This window comes from Thermus sp. NMX2.A1 (assembly GCF_000511705.1).
Classification (GTDB): domain Bacteria; phylum Deinococcota; class Deinococci; order Deinococcales; family Thermaceae; genus Thermus; species Thermus scotoductus.
On the sequence record NZ_ATNI01000063.1, the window covers coordinates 12,515 to 29,060 of the forward strand.

The window sequence follows — 16,546 nt, forward strand, 5'->3', positions numbered from 1 at the left end:
GCCTGGGGCTCCTTTATCGGGGTGGGTGAGGTCCCACTTTCCCTTCGCCCTGAGTATACCCTGGCCCTAAAATGGGGGGGTGCGCCTAAGGGTGGTGGCGGTGGGCAAACCCAGGCTGGATTACGCCCGGCTGGGAGTGGAAGAGTATGCGATGCGCATCCGGAAATATGCTTCCCTCGAGGTCCACTTCGTCAAGGAAGCCCAGGACCTCCTGCCCAAGGCGGAGGGCCACCGCAAGGTGGTCCTGGACGAAAGGGGAAAGCTCTTCACCACGGAGGGCCTTTGGGAAGAGTTGAGGCGCTGGGAGGGGGAACGGGTGGCCTTTTTGGTGGGGGGCGCCGAGGGGTACTCTGAGGGGGTACGTGAGGGAGCCGACCTCCTCCTTTCCCTTTCCCCCCTTACCCTGCAGCATGAGCTGGCCCTTTTGGTCCTCATGGAGCAGCTCTACCGGATCCTTACCCTGAGGGCCGGGCATCCCTACCATCGGCCATGACCTACGAGGCCTTTGTGGCGCTGGTGGAAAGGCTTTGGGCGGAGATCCCCGAGGCCTTCAAGCGGGAGCTTCAGGGGGTGCACGTCCTTCCCCAGGCCAAGCCGGAGCCCGGGCTAAAGGGGGTGTGGCGGCTTGGGGAATATCTGGACCCCGGCCCTCCTTCCACCTTCCGGGGATTTGAGGGGCTCGGGCGGCACATCGCCCTCTACTACGGTTCCTTCCAAAAGGTGGCGGGGCCGGGGTTTGACTGGGAGGAAGAGGTCTGGGAAACCCTCCTCCATGAGTTAAGGCACCACCTGGAGTCCTTGGCGGGCCAGGACGACCTGGTGCGGGAGGACCTTAGGCGCCTGGCCGAGTTTCGCCGGGGCGGGAGGCCTGGGGGAGAAGGCCATTAGGTTCTCCCTTTAAGGGGCGCCGCTCGGCAAACCCCCCCGCCAGGGGATGGTAGTGGGCCACCTCGGGTTCGCCTTCCTGCCAGCAGAGGAAGACCACCTCGCCGCCCACCCGGCTGGGGAAGTCCACCAGGCCCCGGTCCAAGTCCTTGAGGAAGACGCCCAGGGAGGCCAGGTAACGGGCGTCGGCTTCCAAGGAGCCCAGGAGGAAGCGGGCCTCCTCCTCCAGGGCCCTTCGTTCCAGCCCGCGGGCCTCGGGAAGCCGGGCCTGCACCTCGGAAAGCTCCTTCCGGGCCTGCCGCATCTGGGAGAGGACCCGCTGGATCTCGGGCAAGAGGGCATCGGCCTCTTCCTTGGTGAAGATGCGGGCAAACATACCTAGCCTTATCCTAGCACAAACGCTTTGGGAAATTTAAGCCTGGAATACTCAAGGGTCGGACTCCCCGGTCCGGAGGGGGGACACGAGGGCCACCTCGCCCGCGCCGATCCTGACCCCCTCCACCTGGAGGCTGCCGTCGGGGAGGATGGCCTCCGCCACCCCCTCCACCACCCCCTTAGGGGTTTGGACCCGCACCCTTCGGCCCAGGGTGTAGGAGGCCTCCCGGTAGAGGGAGAGGAGGGTTTCCGGGCTTTCCAGAAGGGGGAGGAGGCTTTCCAGGTGGAGGAGGAAGCCCGAAAGCACCTCCCGCCGGGAAAGGGGAGAGAACTCCCTCAAGGCGGCGGCGCCCTCGGGAGCCCAGTCCACGTTCACCCCTACTCCCAGGAGGACGTAGGCCACCTCCTCTCCCTCGGCCTTGGCTTCCAAAAGGACCCCGGCCAGCTTCCGGCCATCGGGGGCCAGGAGGTCGTTGGGCCACTTGATCCCCCCCACCCCCACCGCCCGCCAAAGGGCCAGGCCGGCGAGAAGGGGAAGGAGGCCCATGGAGGAGAGGGGAAGGGTGGGACGGAGGAGGAGGGAGAAGGTGAGGCTTTCCCCCGGGCGGCTTGCCCAGGGCCTTCCCCGCCTGCCGCGGCCCCTTTCCTGCACCTCGGCCAGGACCAGGGCTCCCTCCTCGGCTCCTTCCTCCGCCCAGGCCCTTAGGACATCCTGGGTGCTTCCCACCCGCCCCAGGTAGCGGTAGGGCCGGCCGAGGCGCCCTGAGGGGTGGAAGAGGTGGGGAAGGGGAGTGCCGGGCCGGATGCGGTAGCCCTTCCGGCTCATCTCCACGGGGAAGCCCTCGGCGAGAAGCTTTTTCGCCTCCTTGGAAACCGCCTGGCGGCTTACCTTTAGGCGCTGGGCCAGGGCCTCGCCGCTTTGGTGGTCCTCGGTGAGGAGGTCCAGAAGCCGGGCCATGGGGGGTGCTCTTCAGGCCAGCTCCACCTGGGAGAGATCCCCCAGGATCAGGCGGTGGGCCCGGGGGAGGCCATCGCGGTTTTTCACCTGGGCCCCCACCCCCAGGATGCTTTCCTGGAGGCGTAAGGCCACGTCCTCCAGGATGGCGTGGTCCTCGAGGATGGAGTACTCCACCTCCGAGCGCACCACCTTGGCCCCGGGCCCTAAGGAGGTGAAGGGCCCGATGTAGGCTCCTTCCACCACCGCTCCCTCCCCGATGAAGGCGGGGCCGATCACGGTGCTTTTCCGTACCCTAGCTCCTTTCTCCACCACCACCCGCCCGGTGAGCTGGCTTTCCACCACCTCCCCCTCCACCTGGGGTTCCAGTTCTTCCAGGATGAGGCGGTTGGCGTCCAGGAGGTCCTGGGGGCGGCCGGTGTCCTTCCACCATCCCTCCACCTCCACCCCCACCACCCTCTTCCCCCGGTCGATGAGGCCCTGGATGGCGTCGGTGATCTCGTACTCCCCCCGGGCGGAGGGCTTGAGCCCCTCGATGACCTCCAGCACCTCCGGGGTGAAGACATAAACCCCGGCCACCGCCAGGTCCGAGGGCGGCTCCTTGGGTTTTTCCAGAAGGCGCACGATCCTTTCCCCTTCCAGCACCGCCACCCCGAACTGGCTGGGATTTTCCACCCGCACCAGGGCGATCACCGCGCTCACCCCCGGGGTAAAGGCCTGGAGAAAGTGGGCGATTCCCTTCTGGAAGAGGTTATCCCCCAGGTAGAGGACGAAGGGGCTTTGGCCCAGGAAATCGCGGGCCACCGCCACCGCATGGGCCAGGCCCTGGGGCTCCTCTTGCAGGATGTAGCGCACGTGGTAACCCGAAAGGGCCTCCCGGATGTCCTTTTCCGTTTCCGGGGAAACCACCACCCCGATCTCCTCTATCCCCGCTTGCAGGAGGTTTTCCAGACCGTAGTGGAGGATGGGCCTTCCCGCCACCCGGATCACGGGTTTGGGCCGGGTGTGGGTGAGGGGGCGGAGCCGGGTGCCCCGTCCGGCAGCCAGAATGAGTCCTTTCACGCCGGGAAGTATACCCCGTAAAATGAAAAGAAGGATGCCCAGGGCCTCCGTGCGTATGGCTTACGCCTACGACCGCCTCCGGGCCTACCCCCCGGAGGTGGCGGGCCGCATCGCCACCGCCATAGGGAATGCCCTGGGGGTGCGGGGGGAGGAGGCGGTGCTCCTGGAGCTTGGGGTGGGTACCGGGCGCATCGCCCTGCCCCTCATCGCCCGGGGATACCGCTACCTGGCCCTGGACAAGGATCCCGGCATGCTGGAGGTCTTCCGCCAGAAGGCGGCGGGGGTTATGCGCAAGGTGCGCCTTATAGAGGCCGATGCCCGGGCCATTCCCCTGCCCGACGAGAGCGTGCACGGGGTGATCGTGGTCCACCTTTGGCACCTCCTCCCCGACTGGCCCAAGGCCCTGGCGGAGGCCTTGAGGGTGCTGAAGCCGGGAGGGGTGCTTCTGGAAGGCTGGGATGAGATGGAGGCGGAGGAGGAGCGCCTGATCCAGGACAGGTGGCGCTTCCTGGTGGAGGCGGAGGGCGTGGGGGTAGTGCGGGGCTTGCACAGAAAGCGCCTCGAGGAGGTGGAGGAAGCCCTAAAGCGGCTTGGCCTCAGGCCCAAGACCAAGCAGGTGGTCCAGTGGCGGGAGGAGCGCACCCTGCGCCAGGCCCTCGAGGCCCTGGAGGAAAGGCTTTACTCCTTCACCCAGCTGGTTCCCGAGGAGGTACACGAGCGCATCATGCCCGGGCTCTGGGCCTGGGCCCAGGGGGAGTTCGGCGATTTGGACCGCTCCTTCACCCTGGAACGGAGCTTTACCCTGCGGGCCACCCGCATGGCCTGATACCACCCCATCCTGGCAGGGCCACGCTTAAGCCCTTGCTTAAGGGATCTATTTTCTTGGCCCGATATGCTTAAAGGATGAAGGCCATCCGCATTTCCACCCCCAAGGAAGGTTTGGTGAACATCACCCGCCAGGTGGAGGAGGTCTTGGCCGGGCACACCGGCTTGGTCTACCTCTTCGTTCCCCACACCACCTGTGGCCTTACCGTGCAGGAGGGGGCGGATCCCGATGTGGCCCACGACCTTCTCGCCCGCCTGGAGGAGCTGGCCCCCAGGGTGCATCCCAAGGACCGGCATGCGGAGGGAAACTCACACGCCCACCTGAAAAGCCTCCTCACCGGGGTGCACCTCCTCCTTCCCGCCGAGGGGGGGCGGCTTCGGCTTGGCCGCTGGCAGCAGGTTTTTCTGGCGGAGTTCGACGGGCCGAGGATGCGGGAGGTGTGGGTCAGGCTCCTCTAGCCGGGCCCGCCTAGACCCAGCGCACCTCCTGCACGCTTTTCACGCCCTTTATGGCCTGGACCAGGGATTCCCGCTCCCCGTCCTGCACGGTGAGGCGGAGGCGGATGCGGGCCAGGGGTCCGAGGATCCGGGTTTCCGAGCCCAAGGCGCTCTTCCCCGCCTCGGCCACCACCTGCATCACGTCCCTCAGGAGGCCGGCGCGGTCCTGGGCCAGGACCTCGAGGGTGGCCACCTTGCCCCCCACCCCCTCCCAGTAGGCCCCGATGACCCGGTCTGCCTCCGGTCCCTGGAGGATGCGGCGCAGGTTGGGGCAGTCCGCCCGGTGGATGGTGACCCCCCGGCCCCGGGTGACGAAGCCCAGGATGGCGTCCCCCTTCATGGGCTCGCAACAGGAGGCCAGGCGGATGGGGGCCTGGAGGTCCTGCTCCAGGCGGATCCCCCACTCGTTCCTGGGGGGTGCCTTGGGCTTTTCCGGCTTGAGAAGGGCCTTGGGGTAGAGCTTCTCCGCCACCTGCTTGGGGGTGAGGCGGTTTAGGGCCAGGGCCAGGTAGAGCTCCTCGGGGGAAGGGGTGAGGCCCAGCTTCCTGGCGGCCTCCTCCAGCTGGCTGTCGCTGGGTTTGGGGAGGCCCCGGCGCTTAAGGTAGCGCTCCAGGAGGTTCTGCCCCCTCTCCAGGGTTTCCTGGCGCTCCTGGGTGCGGAAGTACTGGCGGATCTTGCTCTTGGCGCTCCGGGTTTTGGCGAACTCCAGCCAGTCCTTGGAGGGGTGGGCGTTTTTGGCGGTGAGGATCTCCACGATCTCCCCGTTTTGCAGCTCGTAGGAGAGGGGGACGATCCTTCCGTTCACCTTGGCCCCCACCATGTGGTGCCCCACCTCGGTGTGGATGTGGTAGGCGAAGTCCACGGGGGTAGCCCCCTTGGGCAGATTGATGATCCGCCCCTTGGGGGTGAAGACGAAGACCCTGCCCCCGAGGAGGTCCCGGGTCACCGCCTCCACGAACTCCCGGGAGCTGCTGAACTCCTGCTGCCACTCCTGGATGCTTTTAAGCCAGGAAACCCGCCTCTTTAGCTCCTCGGGGTCGGTGAGGCCCTCCTTGTAAAGCCAGTGGGCGGCGATCCCGTACTCGGCGATGCGGTGCATCTCCCGCGTGCGGATCTGCACCTCCAGGGGAAGCCCCTCCAGGGCGATGACCGTGGTGTGGAGGGACTGGTAGCCGTTGGGCTTGGGCACGGCGATGTAGTCCTTGACCCGCCCGGGGATGGGCTGCCAGAGGGCGTGGACCAGGCCCAGGACGTGGTAGCAGACCTGCTTTTCCCTCAAGGCCCTTCCTTCCTCCGTGGGGGCGGGCTTGGGGTCCAGGATGACCCGGACCGCCAAGAGGTCGTAGATCTGCTCCAGGGCCTTCCCCTCCCGCTCCATCTTCTTCCAGATGGAGTAGAGATGCTTGGGGCGGCCCGTCACCTCCAGGCCTTGGAGCTGGGCCTGGAGGAGCTCATCCCTCCTTAGGGCTTCCTCCAAGGCCACCATGGCCTTTCTGATGATCTGTTCCCGGGCCTCCTGGGTTTCCTGGATCCGGGAAAGAAGGGCGTGGTAGGCCTCGGGGTGGAGGTAGCGGAAGGAAAGGTCCTCCAGCTCCCACTTGAGCTGCCCCATCCCCAGGCGGTGGGCCAGGGGGGCGTAGATCTCCAGGGTTTCCTGGGCGATGCGCCTTTGCTTCTCGGGGGGCATGTGCTCCAGGGTGCGGAGGTTGTGAAGGCGGTCCGCCAGCTTCACGATGATGATGCGCACGTCCTCCGCCATGGCGATGAGCATCTGGCGGAGGTCCTCGGCCCGTTTCTCCTCCCCCTCGAGGTTGGCCAGCTTGTAGAGCTTGCTGACCTTGGTCTCCCCCTCCACCAGCCTGCGCACCGCGGGCCCAAAGCGCCTTTCCAGCTCCTCGGGGGCCACCCCGCAGTCCTCCAGGGTGTCGTGGAGGAGGCCCGCCATCACGGTATCCGCATCCATGCGCAAGGAGGCCAGGATCTCCGCCACCGCCACCGGGTGGGTGATGTAGGGCTCCCCGCTTCGCCTGAGCTGGCCCCGGTGGGCCTCCTCGGCGAAAAGGTAGGCCTCCCGCACCTTTTCCCGCTCCCCTGCCGGGAGGTAGTCTAGAAGGGGTGCAAGCTTTTCCCAAAGAGCCGAGACGGATACCACCATTTTTCAGTGTAGCACCCCTAGGAGGTGAGCTCCTGTAATCGGTCAATACATCTGAGACTGGGGGACCGACTCCGCTTGCATTTTAGCCAAGAACTCCAGGGGCGCCAGCCCCCCCAGGGCCATGTGGGGCCTGCGGTGGTTGTAGTACGCCAGATAAGCGTCCAGCTCGGCCTGCAGGCGCACAAGCCCCCTTGGCAAGGGCAGGGTATAAAACTCGTCGCGGAAGGTGCGCTGCATCCGCTCCACGTGCCCGTTGAGCTTCGGGCTCCGTGGGGGCAGCACAAAGAGCCGGATTCCCAGGCTCCGGCAGGCTTCCTCAAACTCGGCCATGAACTCGCTCCCCCCGTCCACCTGGACGGCCCGGATGGGGAAGGGGGCCTTGGTCACGAGGGCGGAGAGGAATCCCGCCGCCAGGTTGGCCGTGGCCCTGGTGTGCACCTGGGCCAGGGAGAAGCGCGTGACCAGGTCCAGGGCCGAGAAGTGCTTGACCACCTCCCCGGGCCCTAGGGTCACGGTGAGGGTGTCCAACTGCACCAGGTCCCCGGGCGCCCTGGCCTCGTATCCCCGGGGCTTCCTCTGGGCGTAGGGCCTCTGGGGTCTTGGCCTCCCCTTGCCCCGCCTCGCCCGGGCCAGGAAGGCGGCCACCCTTTCCACCCGCCCCCTGGCTTCCAGATGGGCGAGGATGCGGCCCACGGTGCGCTCGCTGACCTCAAAACCTCCCTTCCTCAAGCTCCACCAGATGGGCCAGCGGCCCCAGGTGGGGTTTTGTCTCCGCAAGTCCTCGGTGGCGATGAGGAGTTCGGAGGTCCAGTGCACCTTCCGCCGTAGGCGTTTGGGGCGTTTGGGTTTCGGAAGAAGGCCTTTAAGTCCTTCGTCCTTGAGCCTGCTCCGCCAGCGGTGATAGGTGGCCCGGCTGATCCCCACCAGGGCCTGGATCTCGGGCCAGCTCACCCCGTGCTTCCTGAACGCCTCCACCTGCTTGAGCTTGCGCAGCCGTTCCTGGACCAGGGGGTCGCCGGCCCCCGCCATCTCCAGCTCCTGGGCCTTCCTCGCTCCTCGCCAGATCGCTTTGCCAACCGTGGTAAGCTGCACTCGGGGGGCCTCCTTCCGGAGTCGGTCCCCCTCTTTTTATCCCAGCCCAGAGTCTCACATGTGTTTGTCCGGGTTCAGCTCCAGGAGGAAGGCGGACAGGCTGGTTTTTTCCAGCAGGGCCACCAGGATGCGGCCCTTGCGGGGGGCCAGGACCAAGGCCTTCTCTCCCAGGAGGATGGCTGCAGGCCCCCGGGTCTGGCCCAGGCTTTTATCCAGCTGGTCCAGGGCCTGGACAAAGGCCTCCAGGGGTTCCCTGGGCAGGGGAAGGGCCTCCCCCAGGTAGCCCAGCACCTCCACCCCGGGAAGGCGCAAGGGGGCGAGGTCTGCCTCCAGGTCCATGGTAGAGGGTGCCTCCGGTGGCTTTGCCTGGGCCGGGGTCCTGCCCTGGTCGAAGACTCCCAGGAGGGCCTCGAGGTCCTCGCCTCTGATCTCCTGGAGCACAGCCTTGGCCGCCTCCCGCTCCTTTTCCAGCTCCCGGAGAAGGGCCTCCGCCTGGCTTAGGGTTCTTTCCACCTGGAGGAGGCCTTGGGGTCCCAGGCGGGGTAGCTTTTCCTGGGCGCTTTTCAGCACCGGCAAAAGGGCCTTTAGGCGGCGGTTCGTTTCGCTTTGGAACCCCTCGAGGCGGGCGTAAGCCTGGAAGAAGGCGGTGAGGCGGGTGGTGAGCTCCTCCCGCTTCACCTCCATCCGCCGCTTCAAGGCCTCCAGGGCCCGGGCAATGGGGGTGGGGTCAGGGAGGGGCTTGCCCTTTTCCTCGGCGATGGCCCGCAAGACCCCTTCCCCCCCGAAGCCGCGGAAGCGCTCCGCCAGGGCCTGGAGGCGGGAGAGCTCCAGAAGGGCTTCCTGCCGGGCCTGAGCCTTGGCGTCCTCCAGGCTTTTCCGTAAGGACCCCAGGTCGGGAAGGTTCCCCTGGGCCAGGAGGGCTTCCGCCTCGGCCACCTTCTCCCTTAGGCCCAGGGCCAGGGCCTCGGGCTTTAGGGCCTCCAGGGCCTTGGCCGCCTCGGCGAGCTTGGCCCTCAAGGCGGCCTCCTCCCCCTGGGCCTTGAGGAGCTCGGCATACCGGGCCCGCACCTCGGGAAGCCTTTGGGGAAGGGCCTCCAGGGGGAGCGCCTTCAGTTCCTCCAGGAGGGGGCGGAAGGCCTCGCCCTTTTCCTCTAGCTCCTCCACCAGGGCTTCCTTTTCCTGGAGGAGGCGCTTTTCCTCCTCCGCCTTGCGCCGGGCCGCCTCCTCCAGGCGCCTGAGTTCCTCCTCCAGGGGAAGGAGGTCGGGGTAGCCTCCCTCCTCGAGGGTTTCCTCCGCCAGCTGCAAGGCCCGCTCTAGGGGGAGCTTGGCCTCCTCGGGCAGGGAGAGGAGGCGCAGGGCCTCCTCAAGCTGGATCAGGCGGGCCCGCTTCTCGGCCCGGAGGTTCCTCTCGGCCTCCTGGAAGGCTTCCTCCAGGGCTTTGAGCTTTTCCCCCACGGGGGTGCCCGCATCCAGAAGGGCCTGGACCTCGGCGAGAAGGGGGCTTACCGTGGCCCGCTCCACCAGGGGGGCGAAGCGGCTTAGGAGTTCCTCCAGCTTGCGCTTCTCCTCCTCCACCTCCAGGGCCAGGATCCTCTGGCTGGCCTCCTGGGAGAGGGCCTCGAGGTCCACCAAAAGCTCCCCTTCCAGCTCGGAGGCCTCCTCCACGGTGAGGAAGACGTCGGTGGGATGGGAGGAGGGTGTTTCCGCCCGGGGTGGGGTTTCCGGGGGAGTTTCCTGGGTTTCAAAGACGATCTCCGGCAGGGTGGGGGCCTTGACGGCGCTGGACTCCAGGAACTTCCGTAGCTCCAGGGCCAGGCTCCGGGCCCGCTCCACCTCCGCCTGGGCCAGGATGCCCTCCCTCTGGGCCTGGCGGATGGTTTCCACCAGGCTTTCCAGCCGCCGTACCTTGGGCCCACCCAGGTGGCGCACCCTTTCCAGGGCCTCCTCCAGGTGGGCCAGGTCCTTGGCCTGGCGCAGGAGGGCCTCCTCCAGCTTCTCCTCCAGGGCCTCTACAAGCTCCTCCCCCTCCGCCAAAAGCCCGGGGTCCGGGGCCTGGCGCAGGCGGTTGACCAGGGCCCGGAGGCGGGCCACCTCCGGCCAGTCCACATAGAGCCCGAAGCGCTTCAAGCCCTGTTCCAGCTTGGCCAGCCTGGCCCCCTGCCCTTCCATTTGGGCCAGGACCCCCTCCACCATCCGCCTGGCCTCCTCCGGGCGCATGCGGGCCTGGAGCTCGCGGTAGACCAGGCCCTTCAGGAGGTGGGCCCCATCCGCCGGGGTGAGCTCGGAAGGCCGCTTGCCCAGGCGCTTCAGCCCTTCCTCCAGCACCGCCTCGGCCCTGGCGCCCAGGTGGGGGTGGATGGCCTCCAGGATGGTTTTGTAGACGTCCGGCATCCTTACGCTCCTTTTTCCAGCCTAAGGGGTTCGCCGAAGTAGAGCTTCTGGTGGGGATAGGGGATCTCTATGCCCTCGCGGTCCAGGCGGTTTTTGATGCGGCGGCGGAACTCCCGGGCCACGGCCCACTGTTCCGCGGGCTTGGTGCTGAAGAGGACCCGGATGACCACGGCGCTTTGGTCCAGGTTCTGCACCCCCAGGACCTCCGGGGGTTCGGTGAACCGGTCCTGCCACTCCGGATCCTGGTGGAAGCGGGCCACCTCGTCTTGGAACACCGCCAAAACCCGGTCCAGGTCCTCCTTGTAGGCCACGCCCACGTCCACCACCGCCCGGCTCCACTCCTGGGTGAGGACCGTCACCTGGCGGACCTCGGAGTTGGGGATGAAGTGGACCCGGCCCTCCAGGTCCCGCAGGACGGTGAGGCGCAGGTTGAAGCGCTCCACCCTCCCCCCCACCCCGTTGATGAGCACGATATCCCCCACCCCGTACTGGTCCTCCAGGAGGATGAAAAACCCGTTGATGAAGTCCCGGATCAGGTTCTGGGCGGCGAAGCTGATGGCCAGGCCCACCACCCCGGCCCCCGCCAGGAGGGCGGTGACGTTGAAGCCCAGGTTGGAAAGGAGGAAGAGTCCCCCCAGGGTGAGGATGGCCCCCTTCAGCACGGAATCCGCCACCGCCCTCAGGGTTTTGCGCCGCACCGCCTCCCGGGTGAGCTCCCCTTCGGGCTCGGGAAGCCGGGCGAGGAGGAGGGGCACGAGGCGGTAGGCCACCAGGGTGAGGCCCACCACCGCCAGGATGGCCAGGCCCCGGCTTCCCAGCCACTGGGCGAGGGCCTTCCCCCAGGTGGCCAGGGGCTCCAGGGGCCAGGCGAGGGCGTGGGCCAGGTAGCTCAGGGCCAGGAGGACCACCACCCCCCACCAGAGGAAGCCGAGGGCCCGGAAGAAGCGGTCGTCCCGCTCCGTGGGGGTGAGGCGCCCCAGGGCGTTCAGGGCCCTGGCTCCGTAGAGGCCTAAAAGCCAGGCCAGAAGGAGGGCGAGGGCTACGTGTAGGGCCACCATGGTGGGAGTATATCCCCGGGTATATTGGGGGCATGGGAGGTTACATTCCTGAGCCCACCTTTACCCTCGAGGGCTGGCACATCCTTCACGACTTCCGCCGCCTGGACCATGCCGCCTGGTTCTCCGCCCCCAAGGAGGAACGGCAGGCCGCCTGGGGGGAGCTTTCGGAAATCCTGAGGGAGTGGGAGAAGGTGGAGGCGGAGGGCAAGGGGTCCTTCGGCGTGTACCAGGTGATCACCCACAAGGCCGACCTCCTCTTCCTGAACCTGAGGGAGAACCTGGATGCCCTCCTGGAGGTGGAGGCCAGGCTCAACAGGAGCCTTTTCGCCCGCTACCTAAGCCCCGCCTACGGGTTTTACTCGGTGGTGGAGCTGGGAAGCCAGACCGGGCCCTTGGATCCCGAGGCCCCCTACATCAAGCCCCGCCTGACCCCCAGGGTGCCCAAGACGGGCTACGTCTGCTTCTACCCCATGAACAAGCGCCGCCAGGGCCAGGACAACTGGTACCTCCTCCCCGCCAAGGAGCGGGCGGAGCTCATGAAGGCCCACGGGGAAACGGGAAGGAAATATCAGGGCAGGGTCTTGCAGGTGATCAGCGGGGCCCAGGGCCTGGACGACTGGGAGTGGGGGGTGGACCTCTTCAGCGAGGACCCCATCCAGTTCAAGAAGATCGTGTACGAGATGCGCTTTGACGAGGTTTCTGCCCGCTTTGGCGAGTTCGGGCCCTTCTACGTGGGCAAGCGCCTCAGCCAAGAGGCCCTGGCCCGTTTCCTGGAGGTGGGGTGAGGCATGCCGCGCCTTTGGGGGTTCAGCCTCTATAGGCTTTTGCCGGAGTTCCGCCGCCTCGAGGCCGAGCACCAGGAGCACCTTAAAGAGGAGTTCGCCCAGTTCCTGGCCCGCTGGCAGGAAAAGGAGGGCTTTTTCCAGGTCTACAGCCTGGTGGGGCTTTCTCCCGAAGCCGACTTCCTCCTCTGGCAGGGGGCCTCGCACCCGAAGGCCCTCCAGGCCCTGAGGCGGGAGATGCACCGCACCCGCCTCATGGGGTTTCTGGAGCCCGTGGCCCTTTACCTGGACCGGGGGGAGGGGGAGCCAGGGGAGGGGTTTTTGGCCCTGTTCCCCTTCGGCCTGGAGGGAGGCCCGCCCGAGGGAGCAAGGGTCTTCCAGGGGGAGGGGCTTTTGGCCCTCGAGGGGCCCTGGGAGGTGCTCTTCCCCCTGGCCCTGCGGGAAGGGGGATACCTCGGCGCCCGGCGCACCCCCAGGGAGCTTCTGGACGAGCTTTAAAGGGAGGCCCAGAGGGCCAGGCCCCCGAAGAGGAGAAGGCCCAGAAGCAGGGTGAGGAGGGCCGGACGCCGGGTTTTGCGCAGGAAGAGGCTCAGTAAGAGGCCGGTGAGGCTCACCAGGGCCAGGAAGAGGGCGGAGAGGTCTATGGCCCATTTCCAGGCTCCCGGGGTATCCCGGCCCTTATGCAGGTCGTTGAGGGCCGCTACCAGGCCGGCCTCCGTGAGGCTTAGGGTGTACGCCCCCGTCTTCAGGTCCACCTGGGCATCGGCCCCGTAGCCGGGGGCCCGGAAGGAAAGCCAGGCCTGGGCCCCGCTTTGGCCGTACTCGGAAACCCGCCCCCTGAGCCCGAGGGCCCGGAGGTCCTCGGAAAGCCTCAGCCAGTCCACGGCCTCCCCCTGCAGGTAAGGGGCACCGGATAGGGTTCCGGTGAGCTTCCGCACCCGCCCTTCCCCGAACCACTCGGGGTGGTTCAGGGTGAGGCCGGTGAGGGCGAAGAAGAGGACCGCCATCAGGGCCAGCATGGAAAGGTAGAGGTGAAGGACCCGGGCCCAGGCGTAAAGACGGGCCCTGAGGGGGCCGGCCCCGCTTCTAGGTTTTCCTGCGGTAATCAAGGCTCACCTCCTTAAGCTCCCCCCTCAAGGGGTAGGTTTTCTGGAAGGGCTTGTCCCCGATCTCCACCCTTTCCCGGAAAAGCTCGTAGGGGCCATGCTCCCGGGCGTACTCCACGCACACGTAGTAGCCCCCCTGGGGCACGGTGCGCCCCCGGTCGTCCAGGCCATCCCAGGCCAGGGTGTACTGCCCTGGGGGACGGGTGGGGCCGGAAAGGGTGCGCATGGCCTCGAGGCTCCCCAGGGTGAAGTAGCGCCGGAGGGCGTTCCACCACCGCTCCCCCTTCCCCGGCATCAGGAAAAGCCCCAGGGTGCGGACCAGGTTCCCCTTCTCGTCCTCCACGTACACGGCCACGTAAGGGGCCCGGTAGCGGAACCCTCCACCCTCGTAGGTGAAGCTGACCCTGAGCTCCATCCCTTGCGGCCAGGCCTTGCCTTGGCCCCGGGCCAACCCCAGGGCCAGGGCCCCGCCCAGCACCCTTCGGAAAAAGCTCCTGCGGCTGTAATAACGCTTAAGCATCCTTCCCTCCCCTAAGCCCGGGGCTCGGTACGGGGCCATCCGGGGTGAAGAGGATTCCCTCGGCTCCAAAGCCCCTGAGCACGGAAAACCCCTCCTTCCCCAGGAGGAAGAGGGCCTTGGTGAGGCCATCGGCCAGGAGGGCGCTGGGGGCGATCACCGTGGCCTGGAGGGCCGTTGGGGGGTTTGTCGGGGCTTTCCGGCGGGGGTCCAGGAGGTGGAGCCCCTTATGCCGTAGCCCGCTGGTGGCCACGCCCCCTTCCCTCAGGGAAAGGATCCAGGCGGGCTTGGCGTTGTCGGGGCCCTGGGGGTCCTCCACCCCCACCTCCGCCTGCCCGGGCCCCCGGCGGGCCAGGTCCCCACCCAGGTTCACCAGGACGGCCCGGGCCCCCGCTTGGATGGCCGCTTGGGCCGCCCGGTCGGCGATGTAGCCCTTGGCCAGGCCGTCCAGGTCCAGGGGAGCCAGGACCTCCACCTCCTCCCCGTGGAGGCGCAGGGCTTCCCCCCCGTGCCGGGGAGCGGGGTGGAAGGCCCCGCCCGTGGCCTCCTGAAGCCTGAGGGCCCAGGCGAGAACCTCCCGCACCTCCGGGCTTGGCCGGCCTCCCCCCTGGCACACCAGGCGGGTGAGCTCGCTATCCCGGTAGCGGCTCAATAGGCCCTCCAGCCTGACCACCTCCTGCACCACTGCCGGGAAGACCCTGCGGACCCGCCAGGGCGGGGCGAGGACCTGGACCTCCAGGAAGCTTCCCAGGATGCCCTCCCATCTGGCCCCGTACCGGCCCATGCCCTAAAGGGTAGGGGAGGGCGGTTAGGTGAGGGTTAGCCCGGCCCATAACCCCCGCCTAACCGCAGGGGGGCATACTGGAGGCGTGCAGGTTCTCCTCCTCGAGGACGAGCCCCGCCTGGGCCGGGCGGTGGAGGGAGCCCTTAGGGCCCAGGGCTACGGGGTGCGCTGGGCCAGGGGTTTGGAGGAGGCCAGGGATGCCTTCTTGGAGCTGGAGCCCGACCTCATGGTGCTGGACGTGCGCCTGCCCGAGGATCCCGACGGGGGCTTCCGCTTCGCCCAGGAGGTGCGCCAGGCGGGGTACAAGGGGCCCATCCTGTTCCTCACCGCCCGGGATACCCTCGAGGACCGGGTCTTCGGCCTGGACCTGGGCGGGGACGATTACCTGGTGAAGCCCTTCCACCTGGAGGAGCTTCTCGCCCGGGTGCGGGCCCTTTTCCGCCGGCAGGCGGAGGCGAAGGGGGCCCGCCTGCGCCTTGGGGACCTGGAGGCGGACCTGGCGGGGCGGGCGGTTTACCACCGGGGCCAGCGGGTGGACCTCTCCCTTAAGGAGTTCGCCCTCCTGGAGGTCTTCCTCCTGCATCCGGGCCGGGTCTTCTCCCCGGAGGAGCTGGCGGAAAAGGTCTTTGGGGATGCGGAAAAGGTGGGGGCGGTGAAGGTGTACATCCACTACCTGAGGCAGAAGCTTCATCCGCAGGTCATACGCACCGTCCCCGGGGGGTACCGGCTTGGGCATGAGCCTTAGGGCCCGCTTGGCCCTCTTCCTGGCCCTTTCCGTGGGGCTTGCCCTCCTCTTCCAGGGGGCCTTGAGCTACCTGGCCTTCAAGCGCCTCCTCGAGGCCGACCTGGACCGCTCCCTCCTCTTCTACGTGGAGGCCCTCTCGGAGGGCCGGAGGCCCCCTAGGGGGGAGTTTGCCTTCCGCCTGGTGCAGGGGGACAAGGCCCACCAGAGCGCCAACTTCCCGGACTGGCCGGAGCTTCCCCCGGGGGCCCGCTGGCGGGAGGGGTGGCGGGTTCTGGTCCTGGAGGTGCCGGGGGGTACCCTCACCGTGGCCCGCTACGACCCGGGGGCGGCGGGGGCCTTGGCCCGCTTCCGCCTGGCCCTTTGGGGAAGCGGGGCCTTGCTCACCCTCTTGGCGGTGCTCCTGGCCTCGAGGGTGGCCCAGGCGGCTTTGACCCCCCTTTCCCGCCTCACGGAGGTGGCCCGGCGGGTGGCGGACTCCGGGGATCTTTCCCACCGGGTGGCCCCCGGAGGGGGAGGGGAGCTCAAGGCCCTGGCGGAGGCTTTCAACCACATGCTGGAGCGCCTCCAGGCCTTTTTGGATAGGGAGCGCCGCTTCACCCGGGACGCCGCCCACGAGCTGAGGACCCCGGTGGCCGCCGCCCTGGCCCAGCTGGAGGCGGCGGAGGCAGGGTATCTGCCCCGGGAGGAGGCCCAGGAGGCAGTCAAGGAGGAACTTCTCCGCATGAAGCGCCTGGTGGAGGCCCTCTTGGTCCTGGCCCGGGAGGGAAGGGTGGAGCGGATTCCCCTGGACCTGGCCCAGCTGGCCCGCCAGGAGGCCGAGGCCTTCGGCGTGCCCTACCGGGGTCCCGGCCATCTGGCCTTCCAGGGGGATCCCCTGCTTCTTTCCCAGGCCCTGAGGAACCTTCTGCAGAATGCCCTCCTGCACGGGGAGGGCCTGGGGGTGGAGGTGGCCTTGCGGGTGGAGGGGGAGGAAGCCTTCCTGGAGGTGCAGGACCAGGGGCCGGGAATGCCTGAAGAAGCCTTGAAGGAGGCGGCCAGGCCCTTCTTCCGGGCCTCCGGGAAGCCTGGGGAGGGCCTTGGTCTTTCCGTGGCCGCCAAGGTGGCCGAGGCCCATGGAGGGCGGTTGGAGCTCAAGCCCAACAGGCCCCGGGGCCTTATCGCCACGCTCCGGCTTCCCTTAACCCCAGGCTAACCGCCCACTCGCCAGGGGGCGGGGAGATGAGGAGGTATGGTTTTTTCCCTGCTTTTTCCCGCCTGGGCCCGGGAAGAACCCGTGCTTTCGGGCAGGCTAAAGGCCTGGATCACCCGGCCTGGGA

The 16,546-nt window shown here is 67.8% G+C and carries 18 protein-coding genes; 8 read left to right on the forward strand and 10 right to left on the reverse strand.

Translation table 11 applies throughout. From position 1 onward, the window contains the following. Positions 1-79: 79 nt before the first annotated feature. Positions 80-493 carry a 23S rRNA (pseudouridine(1915)-N(3))-methyltransferase RlmH gene (locus TNMX_RS06865; RefSeq protein ID WP_038030704.1) on the forward strand — a complete coding sequence of 138 codons (414 nt, stop codon included), beginning with the start codon at positions 80-82 and terminating at the stop codon, positions 491-493. Continuing rightward, positions 490-888, forward strand: coding sequence for a metallopeptidase family protein (locus TNMX_RS06870; protein ID WP_028494709.1), 399 nt, complete (start codon positions 490-492; stop codon positions 886-888). Before TNMX_RS06865 ends, TNMX_RS06870 begins: the two co-directional genes overlap by 4 nt. On the opposite strand, the gene TNMX_RS06875 is transcribed toward TNMX_RS06870, so the two are convergent. Genes TNMX_RS06875 through TNMX_RS06885 form a run of 3 tightly spaced genes read right to left on the reverse strand, consistent with a single transcriptional unit; the run spans position 833 to position 3,277 of the window. Further along, positions 833-1,261, reverse strand: a complete 429-nt coding sequence (locus TNMX_RS06875; RefSeq protein WP_015716167.1) for a DUF2203 domain-containing protein — start codon at positions 1,259-1,261, stop codon at positions 833-835. The genes TNMX_RS06870 and TNMX_RS06875 overlap by 56 nt on opposite strands. A 51-nt stretch (positions 1,262-1,312) precedes the next feature. Then, on the reverse strand, positions 1,313-2,218 hold the full coding sequence (locus TNMX_RS06880; protein WP_038030706.1) for a biotin--[acetyl-CoA-carboxylase] ligase: 906 nt from the start codon (positions 2,216-2,218) through the stop codon (positions 1,313-1,315). Positions 2,219-2,230: 12 nt separating this feature from the next. Continuing rightward, complete coding sequence (locus tag TNMX_RS06885; RefSeq protein WP_015716169.1) at positions 2,231-3,277, reverse strand: glucose-1-phosphate thymidylyltransferase; 1,047 nt, start codon at positions 3,275-3,277, stop codon at positions 2,231-2,233. 34 nt (positions 3,278-3,311) lie between these two features. Between TNMX_RS06885 and TNMX_RS06890 the strand changes: the two genes are divergently transcribed. Both TNMX_RS06890 and TNMX_RS06895 read left to right on the forward strand, forming a co-directional pair. Beyond that, complete coding sequence (locus TNMX_RS06890) at positions 3,312-4,103, forward strand: class I SAM-dependent methyltransferase (protein ID WP_038030708.1); 792 nt, start codon at positions 3,312-3,314, stop codon at positions 4,101-4,103. A gap of 77 nt (positions 4,104-4,180) precedes the next feature. Then, on the forward strand, positions 4,181-4,561 hold the full coding sequence (locus TNMX_RS06895) for a secondary thiamine-phosphate synthase enzyme YjbQ (RefSeq protein ID WP_015716171.1): 381 nt from the start codon (positions 4,181-4,183) through the stop codon (positions 4,559-4,561). Positions 4,562-4,571: 10 nt separating this feature from the next. Here the strand turns inward: TNMX_RS06895 and TNMX_RS06900 are convergent, their stop codons facing one another. The 4 genes from TNMX_RS06900 to TNMX_RS06915 are packed head-to-tail and all read right to left on the reverse strand — an operon-like array spanning position 4,572 to position 11,296. Further along, on the reverse strand, positions 4,572-6,755 hold the full coding sequence (locus tag TNMX_RS06900; protein WP_038030710.1) for a bifunctional (p)ppGpp synthetase/guanosine-3',5'-bis(diphosphate) 3'-pyrophosphohydrolase: 2,184 nt from the start codon (positions 6,753-6,755) through the stop codon (positions 4,572-4,574). 42 nt (positions 6,756-6,797) lie between these two features. Beyond that, positions 6,798-7,847, reverse strand: a complete 1,050-nt coding sequence (locus tag TNMX_RS06905; RefSeq protein ID WP_026175045.1) for an IS481 family transposase — start codon at positions 7,845-7,847, stop codon at positions 6,798-6,800. 54 nt (positions 7,848-7,901) lie between these two features. Then, positions 7,902-10,238 (reverse strand): hypothetical protein, encoded by a 2,337-nt coding sequence (locus TNMX_RS13095; RefSeq protein ID WP_038030714.1) that lies wholly within the window; start codon positions 10,236-10,238, stop codon positions 7,902-7,904. A 2-nt stretch (positions 10,239-10,240) separates the two neighbouring features. Continuing rightward, on the reverse strand, positions 10,241-11,296 hold the full coding sequence (locus tag TNMX_RS06915) for a mechanosensitive ion channel family protein (protein ID WP_015716175.1): 1,056 nt from the start codon (positions 11,294-11,296) through the stop codon (positions 10,241-10,243). A gap of 32 nt (positions 11,297-11,328) precedes the next feature. Here TNMX_RS06915 and hemQ point away from each other — a divergent pair, with 32 nt between their 5' ends. Together hemQ and TNMX_RS13540 are read left to right on the forward strand one after the other, a co-directional pair. Then, entirely contained in the window at positions 11,329-12,081 is a 753-nt protein-coding gene (gene hemQ / locus TNMX_RS06920) for a hydrogen peroxide-dependent heme synthase (RefSeq protein WP_038030716.1), read from the forward strand. Positions 12,082-12,084: 3 nt separating this feature from the next. Continuing rightward, on the forward strand, positions 12,085-12,576 hold the full coding sequence (locus TNMX_RS13540; protein WP_038030718.1) for a chlorite dismutase family protein: 492 nt from the start codon (positions 12,085-12,087) through the stop codon (positions 12,574-12,576). Here TNMX_RS13540 and TNMX_RS06930 read toward each other — a convergent pair. The 3 genes from TNMX_RS06930 to TNMX_RS06940 are packed head-to-tail and all read right to left on the reverse strand — an operon-like array spanning position 12,573 to position 14,485. After that, entirely contained in the window at positions 12,573-13,187 is a 615-nt protein-coding gene (locus TNMX_RS06930; RefSeq protein WP_038030721.1) for a PepSY-associated TM helix domain-containing protein, read from the reverse strand. The genes TNMX_RS13540 and TNMX_RS06930 overlap by 4 nt on opposite strands. After that, the gene (locus tag TNMX_RS06935) at positions 13,165-13,704 is read right to left on the reverse strand and encodes a DUF2271 domain-containing protein (protein ID WP_038030722.1); all 540 of its coding nucleotides are present in this window, start codon (positions 13,702-13,704) and stop codon (positions 13,165-13,167) included. The genes TNMX_RS06930 and TNMX_RS06935 overlap by 23 nt, the downstream gene beginning before the upstream one ends. Further along, complete coding sequence (locus TNMX_RS06940) at positions 13,697-14,485, reverse strand: FAD:protein FMN transferase (protein WP_038030724.1); 789 nt, start codon at positions 14,483-14,485, stop codon at positions 13,697-13,699. The genes TNMX_RS06935 and TNMX_RS06940 overlap by 8 nt, the downstream gene beginning before the upstream one ends. An 85-nt stretch (positions 14,486-14,570) precedes the next feature. Here TNMX_RS06940 and TNMX_RS06945 point away from each other — a divergent pair, with 85 nt between their 5' ends. Next, the gene (locus TNMX_RS06945) at positions 14,571-15,230 is read left to right on the forward strand and encodes a response regulator transcription factor (RefSeq protein WP_038030726.1); all 660 of its coding nucleotides are present in this window, start codon (positions 14,571-14,573) and stop codon (positions 15,228-15,230) included. Beyond that, positions 15,220-16,422 carry a HAMP domain-containing sensor histidine kinase gene (locus TNMX_RS06950; protein WP_015716182.1) on the forward strand — a complete coding sequence of 401 codons (1,203 nt, stop codon included), beginning with the start codon at positions 15,220-15,222 and terminating at the stop codon, positions 16,420-16,422. The genes TNMX_RS06945 and TNMX_RS06950 overlap by 11 nt, the downstream gene beginning before the upstream one ends. Positions 16,423-16,546: the final 124 nt, after the last annotated feature.